The following is a 17,605-nucleotide window of genomic DNA, read 5'->3' as shown; positions in this document are numbered from 1 at the left end:
GGCGGCCACTTGGAAAGGGAACTTCTGAGACTTCTCCCCCGCCCGTTTTCAAAGGCCGATAACGGATATTCCGTAAGCTAAGGCAAGAGACTTGGCGCGGGAGCGGAGGAGCTTCCCACTGGCCTGGCTTGGCGCAGGTACTGGTAGACCGTCTCCCTGCTGATCCCATACTCACGGGCAAGAACGACTTTCGAAACGCCGCTGCCGGCGCGCTGGACCAGCTCGGCCTCACGTTCCGGTGTGAGTGTCTTTTTCCGGCCTTTGTACGCACCGCGCTGCTTGGCCAGAGCGATACCTTCCCTTTGGCGTTCCCTAATGAGGGACCGTTCGAATTCGGCAAACGCACCCATGACGGAGAGCATGAGGTTGGCCATGGGGGAGTCCTCACCCGTGAAGACCAGGCTTTCTTTGACGAATTCCACGCGAACTCCCTTACGGGTGAGGCCCTGGACGAGGGCACGCAGGTCATCGAGGTTGCGGGCCAGCCGGTCCATGCTGTGCACCACTACGGTGTCCCCATCTCGAGCGAACCGCAACAGCTCGACCAGTTCTGGCCTGGCGGTGTCCCTGCCAGAAGCCTTGTCTGTGAAAACCCGGTCCAAAACCTGGCCCTCGAGTTGACGTTTCTCGTTCTGGTCCAGCGTGCTTACGCGCACGTACCCGATCCGCTGTCCGGCCACCCGTTGCCTCCAATCCCTGAACCCGTCAGGTTGACTTCTAGGCTCATCTCAAAAAGAAGTCAAGACGGGCCCGGAACCTTGTCAGGTTGGGGTGTAGTTCGCTCGGAGCCGGAAAAGTTCTCCAGGTTGGCGGCAGGCGGCCAATTCTTGGGTTACTTTTGAAAATGTCGAATTACGGGAAAGGCGCTGACGGAGTGCTTCGGGTTGCCGGTTTAGTGTTAGCGCGAGGGTAGGGTGCTTGTCCGGGTTCGAACGGCTCGGTGAGGGGTCCTGCCCTGTCAACGAACGAAGTGGCTACTCGCTGGGAAGCGACGGTACGACCGGCCAGCAGGTCCAGGAGTCCTTGGACCCCTAGCCTTCCGATGGCGGCAGCATCGTTGCGGACCCCGCTGACGGCGGGAACGGCGAACTCGAACCAATCAAGATCATCGAAAGAGACAACGTCAATTTGTGATGCCTGTTCTGGCCCGAGCCTTCGCCTCAGCGCACGCATCGCGCCAAGTGTTGTGGGTCCGTTCGTTCCGAATACGGCTGTCGGGTGGACACCCCGATCCAGAATTCGATACATGGCCGCCTCGGAACCATCGGCAAGGAAGTCACCGGCGTCAAGCAATCGGTCGTCCAGGCTGATGCCGTGCGCCTCGCGGCCAGCCAGGTAGGCGGCCCTTCGCTCGGAACCAGTCGAGAACCCCTGCGGCCCACCGACGAATGCCACGTCGCGATGTCCTCTGGCTTGGAGCCAGTTCAAGACGCTGGCAACGCCTCCGGCATTGTCTGTGGCAAAGAGCGGCGCGTCCACACCCTCCATCTCTCTGTTGAGCAGAACAACCGGAAGACCGGAGGCTAAGAGAACATCCAGTTGCCCGGACCGACCTCCCTGCGGCGCCAAGAGAAGCCCGTCAATGCGTTGAGCGGCAAAAATACGCAGGTATTCGTCGGCTTGTGCAGCATCTTCATTGGCATTGGCAAGAAGCACGGTGTAGCCATGCTTCCGCGCCTCCTGCTCAGCGGCATGGGCAAGCTCAGAAAAAAACGGATTGCGAATGTCGGACACCAGAAGACCGATGACGTCCGTCTTCGAACGACGCAACGACCTGGCAGGCCCATTAGCTATGTACTTGAGTTCGGCAGCTGCTGCAAGGACCCGCATGCGGGAGTCGGGCGATGTTTGGCTACTGCCGCTCAAAACGCGCGAAGCCGTGCCCAAGGCAACACCTGCGCGCTCTGCTACGTCCTTAATGGTAGCCATCTAACTCACCCCTCCCGTGGAAACGTTTCAACACTAAACGGAACGCGGCTACCAAGGCAAGGGAGCCACGAGGTAGTCAGCCGGGTCAAAAAGCACCTAGCCGGGACGGGACTGTTGACATCAAGAATATGAGTCGGCATACTCGTGGAAACCTTTCCATGGAAAGCTTTCCACCGAACACGACCATTCTTCTGGGCTGTTGGTCGTGTACCGCCTAGCCACAAGGAGCAACGCTATGAACACGGTCTTCGTGGTCGGAAGTCTGAACATTGATCAGACCATTCGGGTCCCGTCCTTGCCGCGGGCCGGTGAAACTATCCAGGGATCGGACGCAACGTTCAGCCCGGGCGGTAAGGGATCGAACCAGGCGGTGGCGGCCTCCCGGGCCGGTGCCTGCGTACGGCTGGTGGGGCGTGTTGGTCAGGATGGGCACGGCGCGGTCATCCTGGAGGTGCTGGCCGAGTCCAATGTTGACACCAGCCACGTGACCCCGACGTATTCCGCTTCCACGGGAACTGCAGTTATCGCCGTAGATGACCTGGGTGAAAACCAGATCATCCTCAGCCCCGGCGCGAATGCGGCACTGTCAACCGCCGATGTCGACGCGGGGTTGGCGACTATGACTGCCAATGATGTGCTGGTTCTCCAATTGGAAATTCCCCGGGATGTCGTTCGGCACGCCGCGCTTTTCGCCACGCTCCGCGGCGCCTTCGTCATCCTCAACGCTGCTCCCTCTCCACACGCGATTGAAGGGTTGTTCGATGACATTGACCTGCTCGTAGTCAATGAGCAGGAAATTAAGGACCTCGCGCGTCTGGCCGGTGCATCGGGCGACCTGGCCGACCTGACGGAGATCCTCCCGCCGGTTCTGGGTCCGGCGGTGCTGTGCACAGCGGGGGCCCAAGGTGCCGTCACTTTCCTTGACGGCAGGCATGTCCACATACCGGCACCTGAAGTATCCGTGTCTGACACGACCGCCGCGGGCGACACGTTCGTCGGATATCTCGCCGCATCCCTGGCTGTTGGCTCCGAACTCCCCGCCGCTATGGCCGTTGCCGGCCGCGCGGCATCGATAGCCGTGACCCGCCCCGGCGCCGTGGAATCCATTCCCTGGCACCGTGAATTACCAACCCCGCATGACCACGACCACAAATCCCCACCCACTTTTCTTTCCCACCATTAGGAGTCACATGAAAATCGCTCTCGGAAATGACCACGCGGGCTTCCTGCTCAAGGGCTTTGTCCGCTCAGTCCTGGAAGGCCTCGGCCACGAGGTCATCGACCGCGGCGCCCCTGACGAGTCGCCCGTTGACTTTCCCGACATCACCCGGGCCACCTGCGAACTTGTCCTCACCGGCGAAGCCGACAAAGCCGTCCTGGTTTGCGGAACAGGCGTCGGGGCTGTGATGGCAGCCAACAAGATCCCGGGCATACGTTGTGCGCTGGGCCACGACGTCTACTCAGCGCATCAGTCCGTGGAACACGACGACGCGAACGTCATCGCCATGGGGGCCTGGCTCATCGGCCGCGCCACAGCCAAAGAGGTCCTCGAAGCCTTCCTCGTCGCGAAGTTCGACGACGACGAAGACACCAAACGGCGAGTAGCTAAGCTCCGGGAACTCGAACTCCTGGGAGCCAGAAAACTGGCGCAAGAAATCTAGCCCTGCACAACCAAAACCAAAAGACACAATGGAAATATCAAAGGAGATATCACGATGACGGCACAACTTTCCGACCGGTCCCAGCAAGCCGTGCATGGATCCCCAGGCAAATTCAAGACAGCCATCGCGTCCGCCGCCGGCACCTGCGTCGAGAACTACGACTTCGTCGCATACGGCACCGCTGCCGCACTGTACTTCGGCAAGGTCTTCTTCCCCAACACCGACCCCGTCGTCGGGACACTGCTCTCCTTCGCCACCCTAGCAGTAGGCTTCTTCATGCGACCCCTGGGCGGCGCCATCGGCGGCTACCTAGGTGACAAACACGGACGCAAGCCCGTACTCGTAGGAGCGCTCCTGGCCATGGGCATCGCCACCGTGCTCATTGGCTGCCTTCCCACCTATGACCAGGTCGGCATTCTCGCCCCCATCCTGCTCATCATCATTCGCATGATCCAGGGCCTGGCCTTCGGCGCGGAGTGGGGCGGAGCAGTCATGATGACATTCGAGCACGCGCCCTGGAAGAAGAGGGGGCGCTTCGCCGCAATCCCCCAGGCCGGAAACCCGCTCGGCATCACCTTGGCCAACGCCGCCTTCCTGCTCTCCGCCTCCCTGCAGACCGACTGGGCGTGGCGCCTGCCCTTCCTGGCAAGCGCCGTCCTCATCGTTGTCGGGCTCGTCGTACGGATGAAACTCGAAGAATCCCCGGAATTCGACCTGGCCAAGTCCCAGGGAACGATCGTGAAGAATCCCTTGGCAACAGTCTTCAAGAACGACTGGCGCAACATCCTTCGCGTGATCTCACTGCGCATCGTCGAGAGCTGCGCCTACTACGTCACCGCAACGTTCCTGCTTTCCTACATCACCCAAAACAACCCCGCAGACCGCGCCGTAGGCCTCACCGGCATCGTCGTCGCCAGCCTCATCGCGATCCCCGTGACCCTTCTCGCAGGCAACCTGACCGACCGCATCGGCCGCCGCAAGCTCTACCTCGGCGGCGCCATCGCCGTGATTGCCTTCGGCTTCCCAATGTTCATGCTCAGCAACACCGGCAACCCCGTCCTGATCGTGCTCGCCTTCGTCATCGGCATCGGCATCATCCACGCCACCTTCACTGGAACCCAAGGAGCCTGGTTCGCAGAACTCTTCCGGACCAACACACGGACCTCCGGCGCCTCCATCGGCTACCAGGTAGCAGCCTCAATCTCAGGCCTTGCACCCTTCCTCGCCGTACTCCTGGCAGCGAACTTCGGATGGGCCGGCGGCGCGTCCCTGTACGTCCTTGTAGGCATCATCGGACTGCTCGGCGTACTGAACACCCGCGAAACATGGGGCCCTAAAGAAAGAGCTGAAGTGGACTCGATCATCGCAGGCCACGCCAATAGCGAAGCAACAGCGACTTCCAACCCGAACGTCAAACACGTCCACACCAACCACATCTGATATGTAGGTTCTTGCCTGTCAAGAGCATGAGGAGAAGCAGTCCCAGGTTCTAGCCGCTGGGACTGCTTCTTTCGTTTGGCCGGGATTAGCGTTGGTGTTGGTTAGCTGTCTTTAGCGACGGCCTTCCCTGACCGTGTTCGGAGGCAGATGATGGAGATTCCGTCAAGCTGCGTCTGTGGCTGCGGCACAAGGACGGCGCCGATAACGGGAGCGGTTCACTTACGGGTGCCTCGAGCACGATGCTGTCAAGATGAGTTCTGGGCCGGCCCGGAAAAATGTAAAGGCATCCGGCGCCCCATCCGTCAGTCTTGGGTGTGCCTTAACTAGAGGAACAGGAACGGCGCACCGGGTCTGCGGACCTCCACGAGCCCGGCGAAGCAAGAGGCCGTGTTCGACCTCACCTGATTGGCAGGTCCGGAGTTGCTTCCTGCCCTGTACGGAAAGATTGGTGTATTTGCTGTGATGGTGGCAGCTCATTGACGAGAGTCCAGCGGGTGCGTGCACCGGCCAAGGAGGGCATGATTTCCCCCTCCTGCACGTACCGCATCAGTTGCGAGTCTTCGTCGGGTCGCCACCATCCGCTGCTTGGTGCGTGTTCACCGGTAGCTGCCATTCTGGTTGCCCGTCGGACGGGAGAAGCTGTCTGAATCACGAAATGGCCTTTCCTTTGTAATCAAGAGTCCCAGCCTGCTAAAGCTCAACCGTTGCTTACTGGATTGAGCCCGCAATGATGGATAAGAACATGCGAGTTGTCACCAGTTGTGGGTCGCGAGCATTGGGTCAACAGGTGTTCGCCGATACCAAGAGGAATTCGCAACTAGCGTGGGTCCGTCCGTGTGCTGCAGAACCCTGATACTTCGGGCTAACGTCGCGAGGAAATCAAAGTGATCCTCCGGCGGCATCCGGGGCACTGGAATCTCCCCCTCCGTATCCGCCGCCGCGGTGACCGCCGTCGCCCAAAAGTTCGCGGGCGAGGAGTTTTCGATGTCGAAGAGGTTGTCCGCGCGGTGGGCAACGTTCAGCAGTGTGGTCATCGAAGCGAGGACCAAGGAGGCGTAAGCGGGACACGTTCAGTTCACGATTTTTGGAATCATCCCGCACGTACGGGGGGTAGTGACAAGTATCTGTATGAACTTGGAATCAAATCCTAGGTGTTGGATCTGCGACGCCCGGGCACTGGGCTCAGGTTCCGGCCACTGGCTCGTGATGCCACCATCCCTCCCAGGGAGATGATGAGATGGTGCCGGCGGGGAACCTTTCATCGCGGCGATGAATCACGCGCTCTTGATCGCAGTCGTTGTAGCCGGCAGGGACGCCGAGCAAGGTATTCAGGATGCTAAAAGAAACTTTCATGACTACTGTCTCCCGGTGTGGGGTCGACGGTCTCCGATGATCGCCGATGGTTTCACCTTGTTGTCAGGGGCCGGGTCACTTCCCGGACCCAGTACAGCAAGGACTGTCTGTATGCATGCTGGTCAAAGGCTGAGCAAAGTAGAACTGACGAACAGAAGGAGTATGGGGCGGATCCTGGCATGACCAACATCTCCTTCCTTAGTTAGATTTCAAGGAATACCGCAAGTAAACTAACTATCTTGATTCTAAGTTACTTAGAACAAAGCTGCAATGGGTAAATGCGCACCCTTCGCCGCCGGCTATTCAAGGAGCTTCGCCTGCCGTCCTGTTCCTGCTGTTGAAACCTGCACGCATAGTGGCAGGATCACACGAAGCTGCGCCACCCAATTGGCAGCCCCATTTTCAGTTGCATTCAACAGATGAGGAGCCAGAACAGCTCGTTACGTGGCTCTAGGAATACGCCAAACCTTAGAGCCGACATTTCGCGAATGAAGTCGGCGGCCGACACCGGCCGCCAGATGCAGCCAAAGGACAGAACCGTCTTCAGTCCTTGCATGAACTTCGCCGGAAGATTCGAGCTGCCCCTCTCTGTGAACAAGAACCGTGTCTCCGGGAATCAAGCTCTGAAAATTCGTTCGGCATCGAAGGCGGTTCGCTTGGTAGTTCGCGCCTCAGCGGGAAGAGGTCGAAGTAGAAATGCCGTCTAGTTGGTGACGACCTTGTCGAACGCCGAGGGCGATATTGCCGGAACCATCAGGAGCATGAGCGCTGATGGCCCCGGCAAGTTGCTCCCCAGAGTCCGATTGGTTTACCTCGGGTAGGGGTCGTTGATGCCGAGGTATTGGGTGGTGGTGTATTCGGCGATGCCTTCGGAGCCGCCTTCGCGGCCGAGACCGGATTGCTTGACGCCGCCGAAGGGGGCTGCGGCGTTGGAGATGACGCCGGCGTTGAACCCGACCATGCCGAATTCGATCTGTTCGGCCACGCGCAGCAGGCGGTTGAAGTCCCGGCTGTAGACGTAGGACGCCAGGCCATACTCGCTGGCGTTGGCCAGCCGGACCGCGTCCTCCTCGGTGGCAAAGGTGGTCACGGGCGCCACGGGGCCGAAGATCTCCTGCCGGAGGATCTCGGCGTCGTTCGGGACGTTGCCCAGCACGGTCGGGTGGTAGAAGTAGCCGGCGCCTTCCACCGGTGAACCGCCGGTAACCGCGGTAGCGCCGGCGTCGACGGCGGCACTCACCAGCGCGTGCACGTCGTCTCGGGCGCCGGCGTCGATCAGGGGACCTACCTGGGTGGTGGGGTCGGTGCCGCGGCCGGTGGTCAGGGCGCCCATGGCGGCGGCGAACTTCTGCGTGAATTCTGCGGCGACAGACTCCTGGACGAGGAAGCGGTTGGCGGCGGTGCAGGCTTCGCCCATGTTCCGCATCTTGGCGGCCATGGCCCCGTCGACGGCGGCATCCAGGTCGGCGTCCTCGAAGACGATGAACGGGGCGTTCCCGCCGAGTTCCATGGAGGTGCGCAGGACGTTCTGGGCGGCGTCGGCGATGAGGCGTTTGCCGACGGGGGTGGAGCCGGTGAAGGAGACCTTCCGCAGCCGGGAGTCCTCCAGGAGCGGACCGGAGATGCCGGAGGCGCTGGAGGATGCGACGACGTTGAGCACGCCGGCGGGCAGGCCGGCGTCGAGCATGGTCTGGGCGAAGTACTGGGCCGTGAGGGGGGTGAGTTTGGCGGGTTTGAGGACCATGCTGCAGCCTGCGGCGACGGCGGGTGCGACCTTGCGGGTGGCCATGGCGAGCGGGAAATTCCAGGGCGTGATCAGGAGGCAGGGTCCGACGGGTTTGTGCTGGACGAGGATCTTGTTTTTGCCTTCGGGGGTGGTGAGGTAGCGGCCGTAGTCGCGGACGGCTTCTTCGGAGAACCAGCGCAGGAACTCGGCGCCGTAGGTGACTTCGCCGCGGGCTTCGGCCAGCGGTTTGCCCATTTCCAGGGTCATCAGCAGGGCGAAGTCCTCGGCGCGTGCGGTGACCAGGTCAGAGGCGCGGCGCAGGATCTCGGCCCGGACGCGGGGTGCGGTGCGGGCCCAGGACGCCTGGGCTGCGTCCGCGGCGTCCAAAGCGGCGAGGGCGTCCTCGCTGGTGGCGGAGGCGAGGGTGGCGAGTACCTCTCCGGTGGCGGGGTCGTGGACGTCGAACGTGCCGCCGTCGGACGCATCCCGCCACTGCCCTCCGATCAGCAGGCCGGTAGGGACGCTATTGAGCAGTTCAGGTTCGGTAAGTGTGGGGAGAGTCAATTTTTTCCGTTCGTTGAGCAGCACCGGCGAGGTGGCGAGGATTAATGCCTGCGGAAGGTCAGAGTCCGCAGGCGTCCTAGTAGGCCTTGACTCTTTGCTCGACCACTAGATGGATGAGCGCAAAGATGCGGTCTTCGTCGATAGCTTTCAGTGCCGCTTCAACTGCGGCTGGAATGTCAGCATCCCGGTCGACTTTGATGCCGAACCCACCCAAGGCTTGCGCCATGAGCGCGAATTCAGGGTTCTTCAACTGGGTTCCGGACACCCGTTCCGGGTAGTGCCGTTCCTGGTGGGTTCGGATGGTGCCGTATTCCTGGTTGTCCATGACGATGACCAAGGGGGTGGCGCCGTATTGGGCGGCTGTGGCCAGTTCCTGGCCGTTCATGAGGAATTCGCCATCCCCAGCGATGGTCACGATGCGCCGTCCAGGGTATTCCAGAGACGCTGCGATGGCCGAGGGAACGGAGTACCCCATGGAGCCGTTGCGGGCACTGATCATGGAGGCATAGCGCTGGGTTGGGAAGTAGCGGTGTGCCCAGTTGGTATGCTCACCGGCGCCGAGGGTGACCATCGCGTCATGGGGGAGGGTTGGCACTAGATTGGCCATCAAGGTGTCCATTCGTGCATGGCCGAGGGTAGGCGTCGCTTTGGGGAGCGCGGCGAAGGCTTCCTGCTCAGTGCGCATCCGTGCCGTCCAGGCTTTCCATTCGTCCTTGACCGGGAGTTCGATCTTGGCGAGGTCGCGGATGAACACGTCGGGTTTGGCGACGATTTGGTAGGAGACTGGCCCGGACCTGCCTCGGAGCGAGGGGTCGATCGTGACAAGGAAGTTCTTCTTGGTCCAGTCCTGCCGGCACAGGAACCCGTCCGTGATGACATCGCCCGGGACGGTACCGACAAAGATCAGCAGGTCCGTCTCTTCGAGCAGGTCATAAGTGGGACGAGGGCGACCGTAACCGATAGGACCGACGTAGGACGGGGAACCGAAAGGAACAGTCCCTTGGGTCCGCCATTCCGCCGCTGCTGGAATATGGTGCTTTTCCAGCCAGGCGGTGAGCTGGTCGGCACCCTCCTGGGTCCAGTCATTTCCACCGGTGACGAACAGTGGCTTGGTCGATGCTGCCAGGGCCGCGGCCAGGGCGTCGGAGTCCACTGTGGTCATGCCTCCGGTGGCCACAGGGATTGGCGGGTGGAGTTCGGCGGGGATCTGTTGCCTGATGACGTCCTCGGGCAGCCCGATAACGACGGGGCCGGGCCGGCCGTTCATGGCAGCGAACATGGCCTCGGCGACGATCTCGGAAGCGCGCTCTGCGTGATCCAGGACCATCACGCGCTTAGCGCCGGTGTCGAACCAGGCTTTGATGTCGAACTCCTGGAACGCTTCACGGTCCCGGTGTGCGAAAGGAATCAGGCCCACGAACAGCACCATCGGCGTTGAATCCTGCCACGCGGTGTGCAATCCGACATGGGCGTTGGCCGCACCCGGGCCTCGGGTAACCATGGCAATGCCAGGTATCTGATTCATTTTGCCGTCAGCTTCAGCCATGTACGTGGCCCCGCCCTCGTGGCGGCACACGATGGTCTCGAGGGACGAGTCGTGAAGCCCGTCAAGTACATCCAGGAAGCTCTCGCCGGGGACAACGTGTGCCCGCCTGATGCCGTGTGCGACAAGCGAATCAACAATGACGTGTCCTGCTGATTTGTGGGTTTGCCCGTCCTGGCTGACTGGGAGGGTTTCCACTGCCGCGGTCACTTACTCACCGCCTCGTTCTGGGGGACGGCGGTTGCCCTCCCTGGGTGGGGTGCTGGGTGGCATGGGGGAAGTGGATTGGCCAATGTTGTCGACTCCATCGTCATGCAGCTGATGCCGCTGCTCAATTTCACAAACGAAATAATGTCTTCTGCTGATACCGACAGCTGCACCAAGAAGCGCGGGTACCAGCTCCAGCTGGTACCCGCGCTCTCGGAGGAACATGTCTAGCGAGTAACTCCGTGCATTTCGGAGGTCGGCGGGTAGAAGGGAATCTCCGGCTTCTTGGCGCCAATAATTACGCAGATCAGCGCGTCCTCTTCGCTGACAGTACGAAGGCTGCGGGGAACGCCTGCAGGAACACGAATCAGGTCGCGGTAGCCCAAAACGCGACTGGCCTTCTTGGTGCCGTCCTCGACGTCGTGGACACTGAACTCCACCTGTCCCTCGAGGACGAAGAATACTTCTTCGACGTCGGGGTGCGTGTGCTCGGGTCCTACGCAGCCGGCGGGCAGAACCATGTTGGAGAACGTGAAGTGTTCGGCCTGGAGGATGTTGTTGTCGTCCGAGTGGTCCCCGGTCGCTCCGGAGCCGATGTAGCGGACCTGGCCACGCCGGAATTTGTCTCCCATTTTCGTCTGGAACTTCAGAGTGTCGAAGTCAACGACGCGGCTCTCACGGGACGCGATAGATGAATCGATGAGCTCTTCAAGATCTGTTGTTGTCGGTGCACTTACGGTTTCGCTCATTGTTAAACCTCTCGGACTGGGGGCGATGTAAACCAAGAACTGGCAGCAAAGCTAAGGAGCAACTCCCTCAACTCTAACTATCTCAACACTAAGGTAGATTCGACCAAGTAACAAGACCTTGAGCGGAATGGGACTGAGTTATTGATTGCTGGAAAGCTCAGTGTTAAGATGCACTATCTACATCTAAAGGACAGGGCCATGTCTGACGAAACAACTGAAGCTGATGCTATTGACCGCATTCTCGCAGATTGGCAGCGTGAACGGCCGGACTTGGACGCGAGCTCCATCGGCGTCCTCGGGCGGCTCATGCGGCTCGCCAATCAGGTCCGTGCTGTGGAAAGTTCCTACTTTGATGAGTATGGGCTGACACTTGCGTCCTTTGACGTCCTGGCTAACCTGCGCCGCTCCGGGCCGCCTCACCGGAAGACGGCCGGGGAGCTCGCGACCTCGTCTATGCTCACGACTGGCGGTATTACTTTCCGGTTGGACAGGATGGAGGAGCAAAACCTCATCGAGAGAGTTCGAACCCGCGAAGACCGCCGGGTTGTTTACGCCCAGCTCACCGCTCATGGCAAGGCTGTTATCGATGAGGCATTCGGCAAGCATTTGGACAAGCAACGTCAGATGTTGGGCGGCCTGACGCCCTCGGAACTCGATCAACTCGCAGCGTTGCTTAAGAAGGCAGAGGCATCGGTGGTCGCATTTGATGTCAATGCGCTGGAAGCGGTTGGCCCAAACTCCTGAAACTCCATCTTCTCCGTTGCGTCAGGGTTTGGCGGGCGCATCCTTGGCCTTCGCGGGCGGCCGCGTCTGTCTAGAGAAGGCCCAAACAAACGCGAAGGTCAATTTTTCATTTGGGCATGAGGTGCAGCGGAGGCTCATCTGCCGGCACTTCTGGAACGCTCACTGACCGGAAGGATCCCCGCCGCGGCTTACTGCACGACGCGGGGGCTGCAGTTCGAACCCGTTGCTGCGCTCATATCAGTCCGCCCCGGCCGCCGATAATGGATCCCAGGGAGCGTAGTACGGCGAACGGCACTACGCCGCTTGTCCTCGGGTTGTCCTCAGAGGGCTTGTTGCGGATCTCGAACCGGTATTCCCCGACATTTCCAGAAGCTTCAATGACGTGGCTGGTGAGTTCCGCTGCGGGGTCTGCCCTTACTTTGACCGTCACAGCGTCCCAGTTGTTAACGGCGATAGCAACGGCGGCGCCGGCGTTCAGGGATTTAGGGAATAACCTCGCGGCTTCAGCGGCCGATCCTTCATAAATGTCCAGTGGACCTCGAGTATTGCGTATCTCCTCAACCAAAGCCTCGTTCATCCAGGGCTGGAGAAGGGAGCCCGGTAACTTCGTCGTCGTAATCGTGACTTTGTCATAGCCTTCGGCACGGGCGCCTGAGGACAAGAGGTCAAGGCCGCCAACTGCGCCGGATGTTAGGAAGAGCCGGCCTGGGCCGGCGGCGTGAAGCTGTTTTGAGAATTCTCTATCTGCCAGGGCGCCAATAGAAGTCACGAGGAGGTCAACACCTGCCCGGAGGACATCCTCAGCGTGCTCAACGAGTGCTTCCTGACCTGCACATTCAACCAGCAGGTCACAGCGTTCCAGGGCCTCTGCCAAGTCCATTTGTTTTACGGGGATATTGCTGAGCGGGCTTCGGGAGATGATTCCTTCCAGGACGGCCCCTGCGACCCGTCCCTCAGTAATCCCGGCGACGACGGGCACTCCAATCGCGCCGTAACCGATAACTCCGACACGGCAGGTGCGTGCTGACTTCATAATGTCCTTCGAGTCTTGATTGGGTAGTTGGATCCGCTCGCGCGTGTGGTTGACGAAACGCAGTGAGGAGAATGTTCTCGTCACGCTCAAAGGCACTTGTGCTCGCTCGAATACCACACTGAACTACCGGGTGATTTCACGCGCTGTTCAGCGCTTGGGGGAGGGGGTTGGTTTCCGACCGAAAGCCGGATTGCTGACGACAATCCGGCTTGCGGAGGGGAGAATCCGGGAGGACGTATCCACCCAACCCCTGGCATCTGGCCCTAATCCTGGTGGGCAGCGCCGATAATGCCTTGTGCTTCGATTTCCACCGTTAGCCCATCTTCAACGAGACGGCTCACCTCCACCAGAGTGGAGCACGGAAAGTCACCCGAGAACACTTCGGATCTTGCCTTGCCGACCAGCGCCTTATCGGAGATGTCGGTGAGGTAGATGCGCAGTGAGATGATGTCATCTACTGTGCCCCCGCATGCCTCGGTGAGTTCTTTGATCCTGCGGAAGGTCTCCCGCGACTGAAGATAGGTGTCGTTTCCACCGACAATGCCGCCGCTGCCGCCGGCATGCATGCCGGACAGGAAAAAGTGCTGCCCCTGCAACCGTGCGTTACTGAACATTTTTTCGCGCGGAGGCTCTGGAACTGTCGCCGCTTTCACCCTGCTCAACAACTTACCCTTTCGTTGGACTCCCGGCGCAGGCGTTCGCGCACCGGCAGGAAGTCATACGTCGGATAGAACTCGGTGGAAAAGACACCCCAGGCCCGCCGTTCCAGCTCGACGTTCACGGTATTGAGCAGATGAGCCGGAAGCCGCAGAGTGACTATTTGACCTACACCCATGGCGACTACCCAAGAGACGATCTCACAACCTTCAGGCGGGAAGCCGTTCCACCAGTCCCGTTCATCCAGTCCGGCTTGAATCTGTTCCAGGTGCTGGGACTGATCATGCCGCAGAAAGACTGTCAGCAGCATGGAGTCATCCATTACAGCCCGTCACCTCGGAGGATAGCGGCCTGCTTTTCTGCGTCGGCTTCGTAGACGCGCCTGATCCGCGCGACGCCGAGGTCGTGCTGGTAGAGGTGTTCGTCTTTGTCAGCGTCGGCGGCGAGTGCTTCGAGGACTTCCCGGTCCTGTTCCAGGACTGCCCAGTGCTTTTCTTCAAGCGTCGTCTTGTACATGAACCGCCAGACGTCGCGCTCCCAGTCCGAGACGGTGCGGGTGCGCCAGTGGAAAATGGCCGAGTTGTTTGCATCAATGGGAGTGGCCATGCCGACGATGCCAAAAGTCCCGCCGGGTCCTGCAGACGCTGCGTACGGGATTTCCAGATCGACGTAATCCATAGCCTCGCGGCAGTATTCGACCCAGTCGAAGTTCACGCCGCGCTGGTCCGTCTTCTCAAAGAAGAAGCCTCGGTCGGTTTCGCGGATTCGGAAGCGGGCGCTGGTGTCTCCACCGAACATGGAGTGTGAGTCGCGGTGGAGGAACGCACCGTGCATCGGATCCAGGACGTTGTCCATGTAGAAGCGCCAGGGCCCCTTCCACTCCGCGAAGTTCGAGAACCAGGAAACCTCGGGATTGGCCAGGCGGTCCGGCAGCTTGAACTCCGTTACCTCGGAGTCAGCTGTCAGTGGCATGAACGCGAAGATGGTGTCGGCTGCTTCTGCGACTGCCAGCGACGTGGTGACCGTTCGGCCCTCAAGGGCACATCCGGGCATGCCGGGAACGGAGACGACCGTACCGTCTCCATCGACTTGCACACCGTGATATTTGCAGGCGACACGGTCTCCGAGGTGCTGACCAACTGAGAGAGGGGCACTGCGGTGGGGGCAGCGGTCCTCGAGCATCCGGATACGTCCGGTGGCGTCGCGGAACAGCAGCCAGTCCACGCCCAGGCGCTTAACCTTGACCATGTCCCCAACGCCAACGAAGCGGGAGGGGTAGATGGGGTACCAGCGGTCCCGCAGCCCCATGGCTGCCAGTTCTTTGGCATCGACTTCGTGGCGTACGCCGACCACGTTTTTCGTCTTGCTCTTCCCGGTCGTCGGACGAGCGGTTTGTGTTGTAGTTGTCATTTCTTATTCTCCCAGTCGTCGCATTTCGGCGCGGAAACGGGCTTCGTCCCACGGTTTACCATCCGGAGCATTAAGACCAAGGCCGTTCAGACCTGCAACCACCCCTGGCAGATCTTTTGTGCCGCCGGCAAAGACCTCGCTCAATGCCCCCGCAAGTTTCTTCTCGTAGGGAGTTGCGGGCCTGGTGAGGGCCTGATTCGGTTCTAGGTACTGTTCAGGCACGGAAGTCCTCCTCTGGTTCGGCGAAGGTGTGCAGGCCTTCGGCGATGTTCATGAATGATGTGGCCCACTCATTGAAAGAGTCGGCCCGTGTTCGGTGTGCGGGGACGGCGGCGTTTTCGATGATGACGAAGACGCCGTTATCGATTCCTCCGGCGATACTTTGCGGCTCGGCAATGTCGGTGTCCGCCTGCGGCACCGCGGCGATGACCAGCGATGGTGCCTGAACGAGCTGGAGCGAATGTGCATAACCCTCGATGGAGGTGTCCACCTCCGGGTCTGCGAGAATCAGGCTCTTGACCAGCTCGGGATAACGGCCGGCGAGCACGATGGTGGCGTAGGCGGCCCGTCCGGAGGCCACCAGGTGCACGGGGGTGACCCCGCCGTCCTGGACTGCTGCCGCAGCACCTGAGACCCACTCTTCAAGCTGGTCTTCGGTGACGGTGGCACCGAGAAAGGCGCCATCGAAGTTTTCCCAGGTTTGTGCATCGTAGGCAGCGACCTGCCGGCTGTACCATTCCACGGCTCCGGTGCCGTTGTGAAGGCAGACGACACGGTGCCGGATTTGCCCTGTGTCCGGTGGTGGACTGTCCAAAGTCAGTGGTTCTGTCAGTGCCATTTTTTCCTCGTCCCTCTAGTGGTTCCGGCTGGGGATATGCACCGGCGGCACGAACGGTCCCGGCGCCGGGTCCAGGGCTGTGACGTCGATTTCGATGACGGCCGGTCCCCGGACCGCCAACGCTTCTGCCAGTGCCTGATCGAATTGTCCGGAGCCGCGGACCCGCCAGAAAGGCAGGCGCAGTGATTGGGCCAACAGGTCAAAGTCCGGAGTGTAAAGATCAACGCCAGCTTGGGCGAAGCCGTTGGCTTTTTGCATGTTCCGGAGGACTCCGTAGCCACTGTCGTTGAAGACCAGCACTACGCACCAGGCGCCCGAGCCTCCGAGTGAGGCGAGCTCACCGAGGTGAACCGCCAGTCCGCCGTCACCAACGATCACGACGGTGGGGATCCCGGGCCGGGCGCAGGCGGCGCCAATGCCCATTGCAAGTCCCTGGCCGATGCCGCCGCCGAGCGGGAAGATGTTGGTTTCCCGCGAGTAGATTTCCAGCAGGCGGTTGCCCCATTGGCTGGAGGGGATGGTGACGTCGCGGGCGATTACGGATTCGCGGTCAAGCCGCCGACGAAGGCTTTCGCAGATCTCGGCGTACCCGCCGATATATCCGGTCAGGGCGGCCCGGACGTTGTGCCGGGTCGCGCGTACCCGCTCGGTCCAGCCGGCCTCGACGCCGGGGGCGGGGAGTTTGGCGATGATCTGCTCGAGCAGGACCCGGGAATCACCTTCCAGCCCGACATTGGCCGGGTAGACCCGGCCAATGGCTGCAGGATCGATGTCCAGCTGGATGTGCCTGCTGGGCAGGGCCATGGAGTAGTGCTTTGTTTCATTGGAACGGAAGTGTGTTCCAACGCTCAGCAGCACGTCCGCGTCCGCCAGGAGTGCCGCGGCCTCGGGGGTGGTAGCGAAGTTACCGATCACCTGGTCATCATCTTCGGGTACGACGCCTCTGCCGGAATTGCTGGTTAGCAGCCCGGCGCCGAGGCGGTGCAGCAGCTCAGCCAGGGCTGTACCCGCACCGGCGGCTCCACCGCCTGCCCAGATGAGGGGCCTTTTGGCCTGCGAGAGCAGTTCAACGGCTTTGGCCACAGATGTCTCGTCGATGGAGGTTCCAGGCTGGCTGGGGGCGTCCGCAGGGCGCTGTTCCTCGGGCAGGGCCAGGTACTGCAGGTCGATTGGCCATTCCAGGCTGGCCGGCGTATGCGGGGCGTTCAGCAGGTGCGCGATAGCTTCTTCCAAATCTGCTTCGGCATCCTTGGCGTTGAAGATGGTCCGTGCGTAGCCCGATACTGCGTGAAGCATCTGCAGCTGTCGTGGAACCTCATGGATCACTCCGCGGTTGCTTCCGAGGAATTCACTGTCAATTTGGCCGGTGATGTGCAGCACGCGGCTGCCTGCGGTCAGCGCCTCCACCATGGACCCGGCAGCGTTGCCGGCGCCTGTTCCGGTGCTGGTGAGGGCGACGCCGAACTTGCCCGAAGCGCGCGCGTAAGCGTCCGCCGCGTTTACTGCCGCGGCTTCGTGGCGGACGGCGACGAAGTTCAGTTCCCGGTCCACGGCCTCGATGAGGGGAAGGTTGTGGATACTGATCACCCCGAAGGCGGTGTCAATGCCGTGCCTGCGCATTACCCGGACGAGGATGTCACCGCCGGTTGGGTTTTGGGGCATTTTCGTTCCTTGTTCCATGGACATGTCTTATCTCTTTCGTAGATTTAGGCCGGGCATGCCGTTGAGCGTTTAGCCCGATGGCAGGTGCC

The 17,605-nt window shown here is 60.9% G+C and carries 18 protein-coding genes; 5 read left to right on the top strand and 13 right to left on the bottom strand.

Annotated elements, in window-relative coordinates:
* Positions 1-77: 77 nt before the first annotated feature.
* Complete coding sequence (locus AC6CH3_RS09265) at positions 78-680, bottom strand: recombinase family protein (protein ID WP_498132155.1); 603 nt, start codon at positions 678-680, stop codon at positions 78-80.
* Positions 681-852: 172 nt separating this feature from the next.
* Positions 853-1,929, bottom strand: coding sequence for a LacI family DNA-binding transcriptional regulator (locus AC6CH3_RS09260; protein ID WP_498132154.1), 1,077 nt, complete (start codon positions 1,927-1,929; stop codon positions 853-855).
* Between the two features lie 235 nt (positions 1,930-2,164).
* Between AC6CH3_RS09260 and AC6CH3_RS09255 the strand changes: the two genes are divergently transcribed.
* From AC6CH3_RS09255 to AC6CH3_RS09245, 3 genes are read left to right on the top strand one after another with little or no spacing between them, the layout of a single operon-like run.
* Complete coding sequence (locus tag AC6CH3_RS09255; RefSeq protein WP_498132153.1) at positions 2,165-3,112, top strand: ribokinase; 948 nt, start codon at positions 2,165-2,167, stop codon at positions 3,110-3,112.
* A gap of 7 nt (positions 3,113-3,119) precedes the next feature.
* The gene (locus tag AC6CH3_RS09250) at positions 3,120-3,590 is read left to right on the top strand and encodes an RpiB/LacA/LacB family sugar-phosphate isomerase (RefSeq protein ID WP_498132152.1); all 471 of its coding nucleotides are present in this window, start codon (positions 3,120-3,122) and stop codon (positions 3,588-3,590) included.
* A gap of 54 nt (positions 3,591-3,644) precedes the next feature.
* Entirely contained in the window at positions 3,645-5,030 is a 1,386-nt protein-coding gene (locus AC6CH3_RS09245; protein WP_498132151.1) for an MFS transporter, read from the top strand.
* Positions 5,031-6,212: 1,182 nt separating this feature from the next.
* On the opposite strand, the gene AC6CH3_RS09240 is transcribed toward AC6CH3_RS09245, so the two are convergent.
* From AC6CH3_RS09240 to AC6CH3_RS09230, 3 genes are all read right to left on the bottom strand, one after another.
* Positions 6,213-6,383, bottom strand: coding sequence for a hypothetical protein (locus AC6CH3_RS09240; protein WP_498132150.1), 171 nt, complete (start codon positions 6,381-6,383; stop codon positions 6,213-6,215).
* An 808-nt stretch (positions 6,384-7,191) separates the two neighbouring features.
* Positions 7,192-8,673, bottom strand: coding sequence for an NAD-dependent succinate-semialdehyde dehydrogenase (locus tag AC6CH3_RS09235; RefSeq protein WP_498132149.1), 1,482 nt, complete (start codon positions 8,671-8,673; stop codon positions 7,192-7,194).
* 76 nt (positions 8,674-8,749) lie between these two features.
* On the bottom strand, positions 8,750-10,426 hold the full coding sequence (locus AC6CH3_RS09230; RefSeq protein WP_498132148.1) for a thiamine pyrophosphate-dependent enzyme: 1,677 nt from the start codon (positions 10,424-10,426) through the stop codon (positions 8,750-8,752).
* Positions 10,427-10,501: 75 nt separating this feature from the next.
* On the opposite strand from AC6CH3_RS09230, the gene AC6CH3_RS09225 reads away from it, so the two are divergent.
* Positions 10,502-10,654 carry a hypothetical protein gene (locus tag AC6CH3_RS09225; protein WP_498132147.1) on the top strand — a complete coding sequence of 51 codons (153 nt, stop codon included), beginning with the start codon at positions 10,502-10,504 and terminating at the stop codon, positions 10,652-10,654.
* Here AC6CH3_RS09225 and AC6CH3_RS09220 read toward each other — a convergent pair.
* Positions 10,651-11,172: a cupin domain-containing protein gene (locus tag AC6CH3_RS09220; RefSeq protein ID WP_307051391.1), complete on the bottom strand. Its 522-nt coding sequence runs from the start codon at positions 11,170-11,172 to the stop codon at positions 10,651-10,653. The genes AC6CH3_RS09225 and AC6CH3_RS09220 overlap by 4 nt on opposite strands.
* A 198-nt stretch (positions 11,173-11,370) precedes the next feature.
* Between AC6CH3_RS09220 and AC6CH3_RS09215 the strand changes: the two genes are divergently transcribed.
* Positions 11,371-11,916, top strand: a complete 546-nt coding sequence (locus AC6CH3_RS09215; RefSeq protein WP_498132146.1) for a MarR family winged helix-turn-helix transcriptional regulator — start codon at positions 11,371-11,373, stop codon at positions 11,914-11,916.
* Positions 11,917-12,148: 232 nt separating this feature from the next.
* Here AC6CH3_RS09215 and AC6CH3_RS09210 read toward each other — a convergent pair whose 3' ends face one another.
* The 7 genes from AC6CH3_RS09210 to AC6CH3_RS09180 form a co-directional block, all read right to left on the bottom strand.
* Positions 12,149-12,949: an aspartate dehydrogenase domain-containing protein gene (locus tag AC6CH3_RS09210; RefSeq protein WP_498132145.1), complete on the bottom strand. Its 801-nt coding sequence runs from the start codon at positions 12,947-12,949 to the stop codon at positions 12,149-12,151.
* Positions 12,950-13,212: 263 nt separating this feature from the next.
* Positions 13,213-13,602 (bottom strand): RidA family protein, encoded by a 390-nt coding sequence (locus tag AC6CH3_RS09205; RefSeq protein ID WP_498132277.1) that lies wholly within the window; start codon positions 13,600-13,602, stop codon positions 13,213-13,215.
* 5 nt (positions 13,603-13,607) lie between these two features.
* On the bottom strand, positions 13,608-13,928 hold the full coding sequence (locus tag AC6CH3_RS09200; RefSeq protein ID WP_498132144.1) for a hypothetical protein: 321 nt from the start codon (positions 13,926-13,928) through the stop codon (positions 13,608-13,610).
* Positions 13,928-15,016, bottom strand: a complete 1,089-nt coding sequence (locus AC6CH3_RS09195; protein ID WP_498132143.1) for a Rieske 2Fe-2S domain-containing protein — start codon at positions 15,014-15,016, stop codon at positions 13,928-13,930. Before AC6CH3_RS09195 ends, AC6CH3_RS09200 begins: the two co-directional genes overlap by 1 nt.
* A gap of 3 nt (positions 15,017-15,019) precedes the next feature.
* On the bottom strand, positions 15,020-15,238 hold the full coding sequence (locus tag AC6CH3_RS09190; protein ID WP_498132142.1) for a recombinase-like helix-turn-helix domain-containing protein: 219 nt from the start codon (positions 15,236-15,238) through the stop codon (positions 15,020-15,022).
* Positions 15,231-15,854: an alpha/beta fold hydrolase gene (locus AC6CH3_RS09185; RefSeq protein WP_498132141.1), complete on the bottom strand. Its 624-nt coding sequence runs from the start codon at positions 15,852-15,854 to the stop codon at positions 15,231-15,233. Before AC6CH3_RS09185 ends, AC6CH3_RS09190 begins: the two co-directional genes overlap by 8 nt.
* A 15-nt stretch (positions 15,855-15,869) precedes the next feature.
* Positions 15,870-17,516, bottom strand: coding sequence for a thiamine pyrophosphate-binding protein (locus AC6CH3_RS09180; protein WP_498132140.1), 1,647 nt, complete (start codon positions 17,514-17,516; stop codon positions 15,870-15,872).
* Positions 17,517-17,605 lie beyond the last annotated feature (89 nt).

It is taken from the genome of Arthrobacter sp. GQ119 (assembly GCF_059759125.1).
Note: the sequence above shows the minus strand (reverse complement) of the source record. Positions and strands in the feature narration are given on the sequence as shown.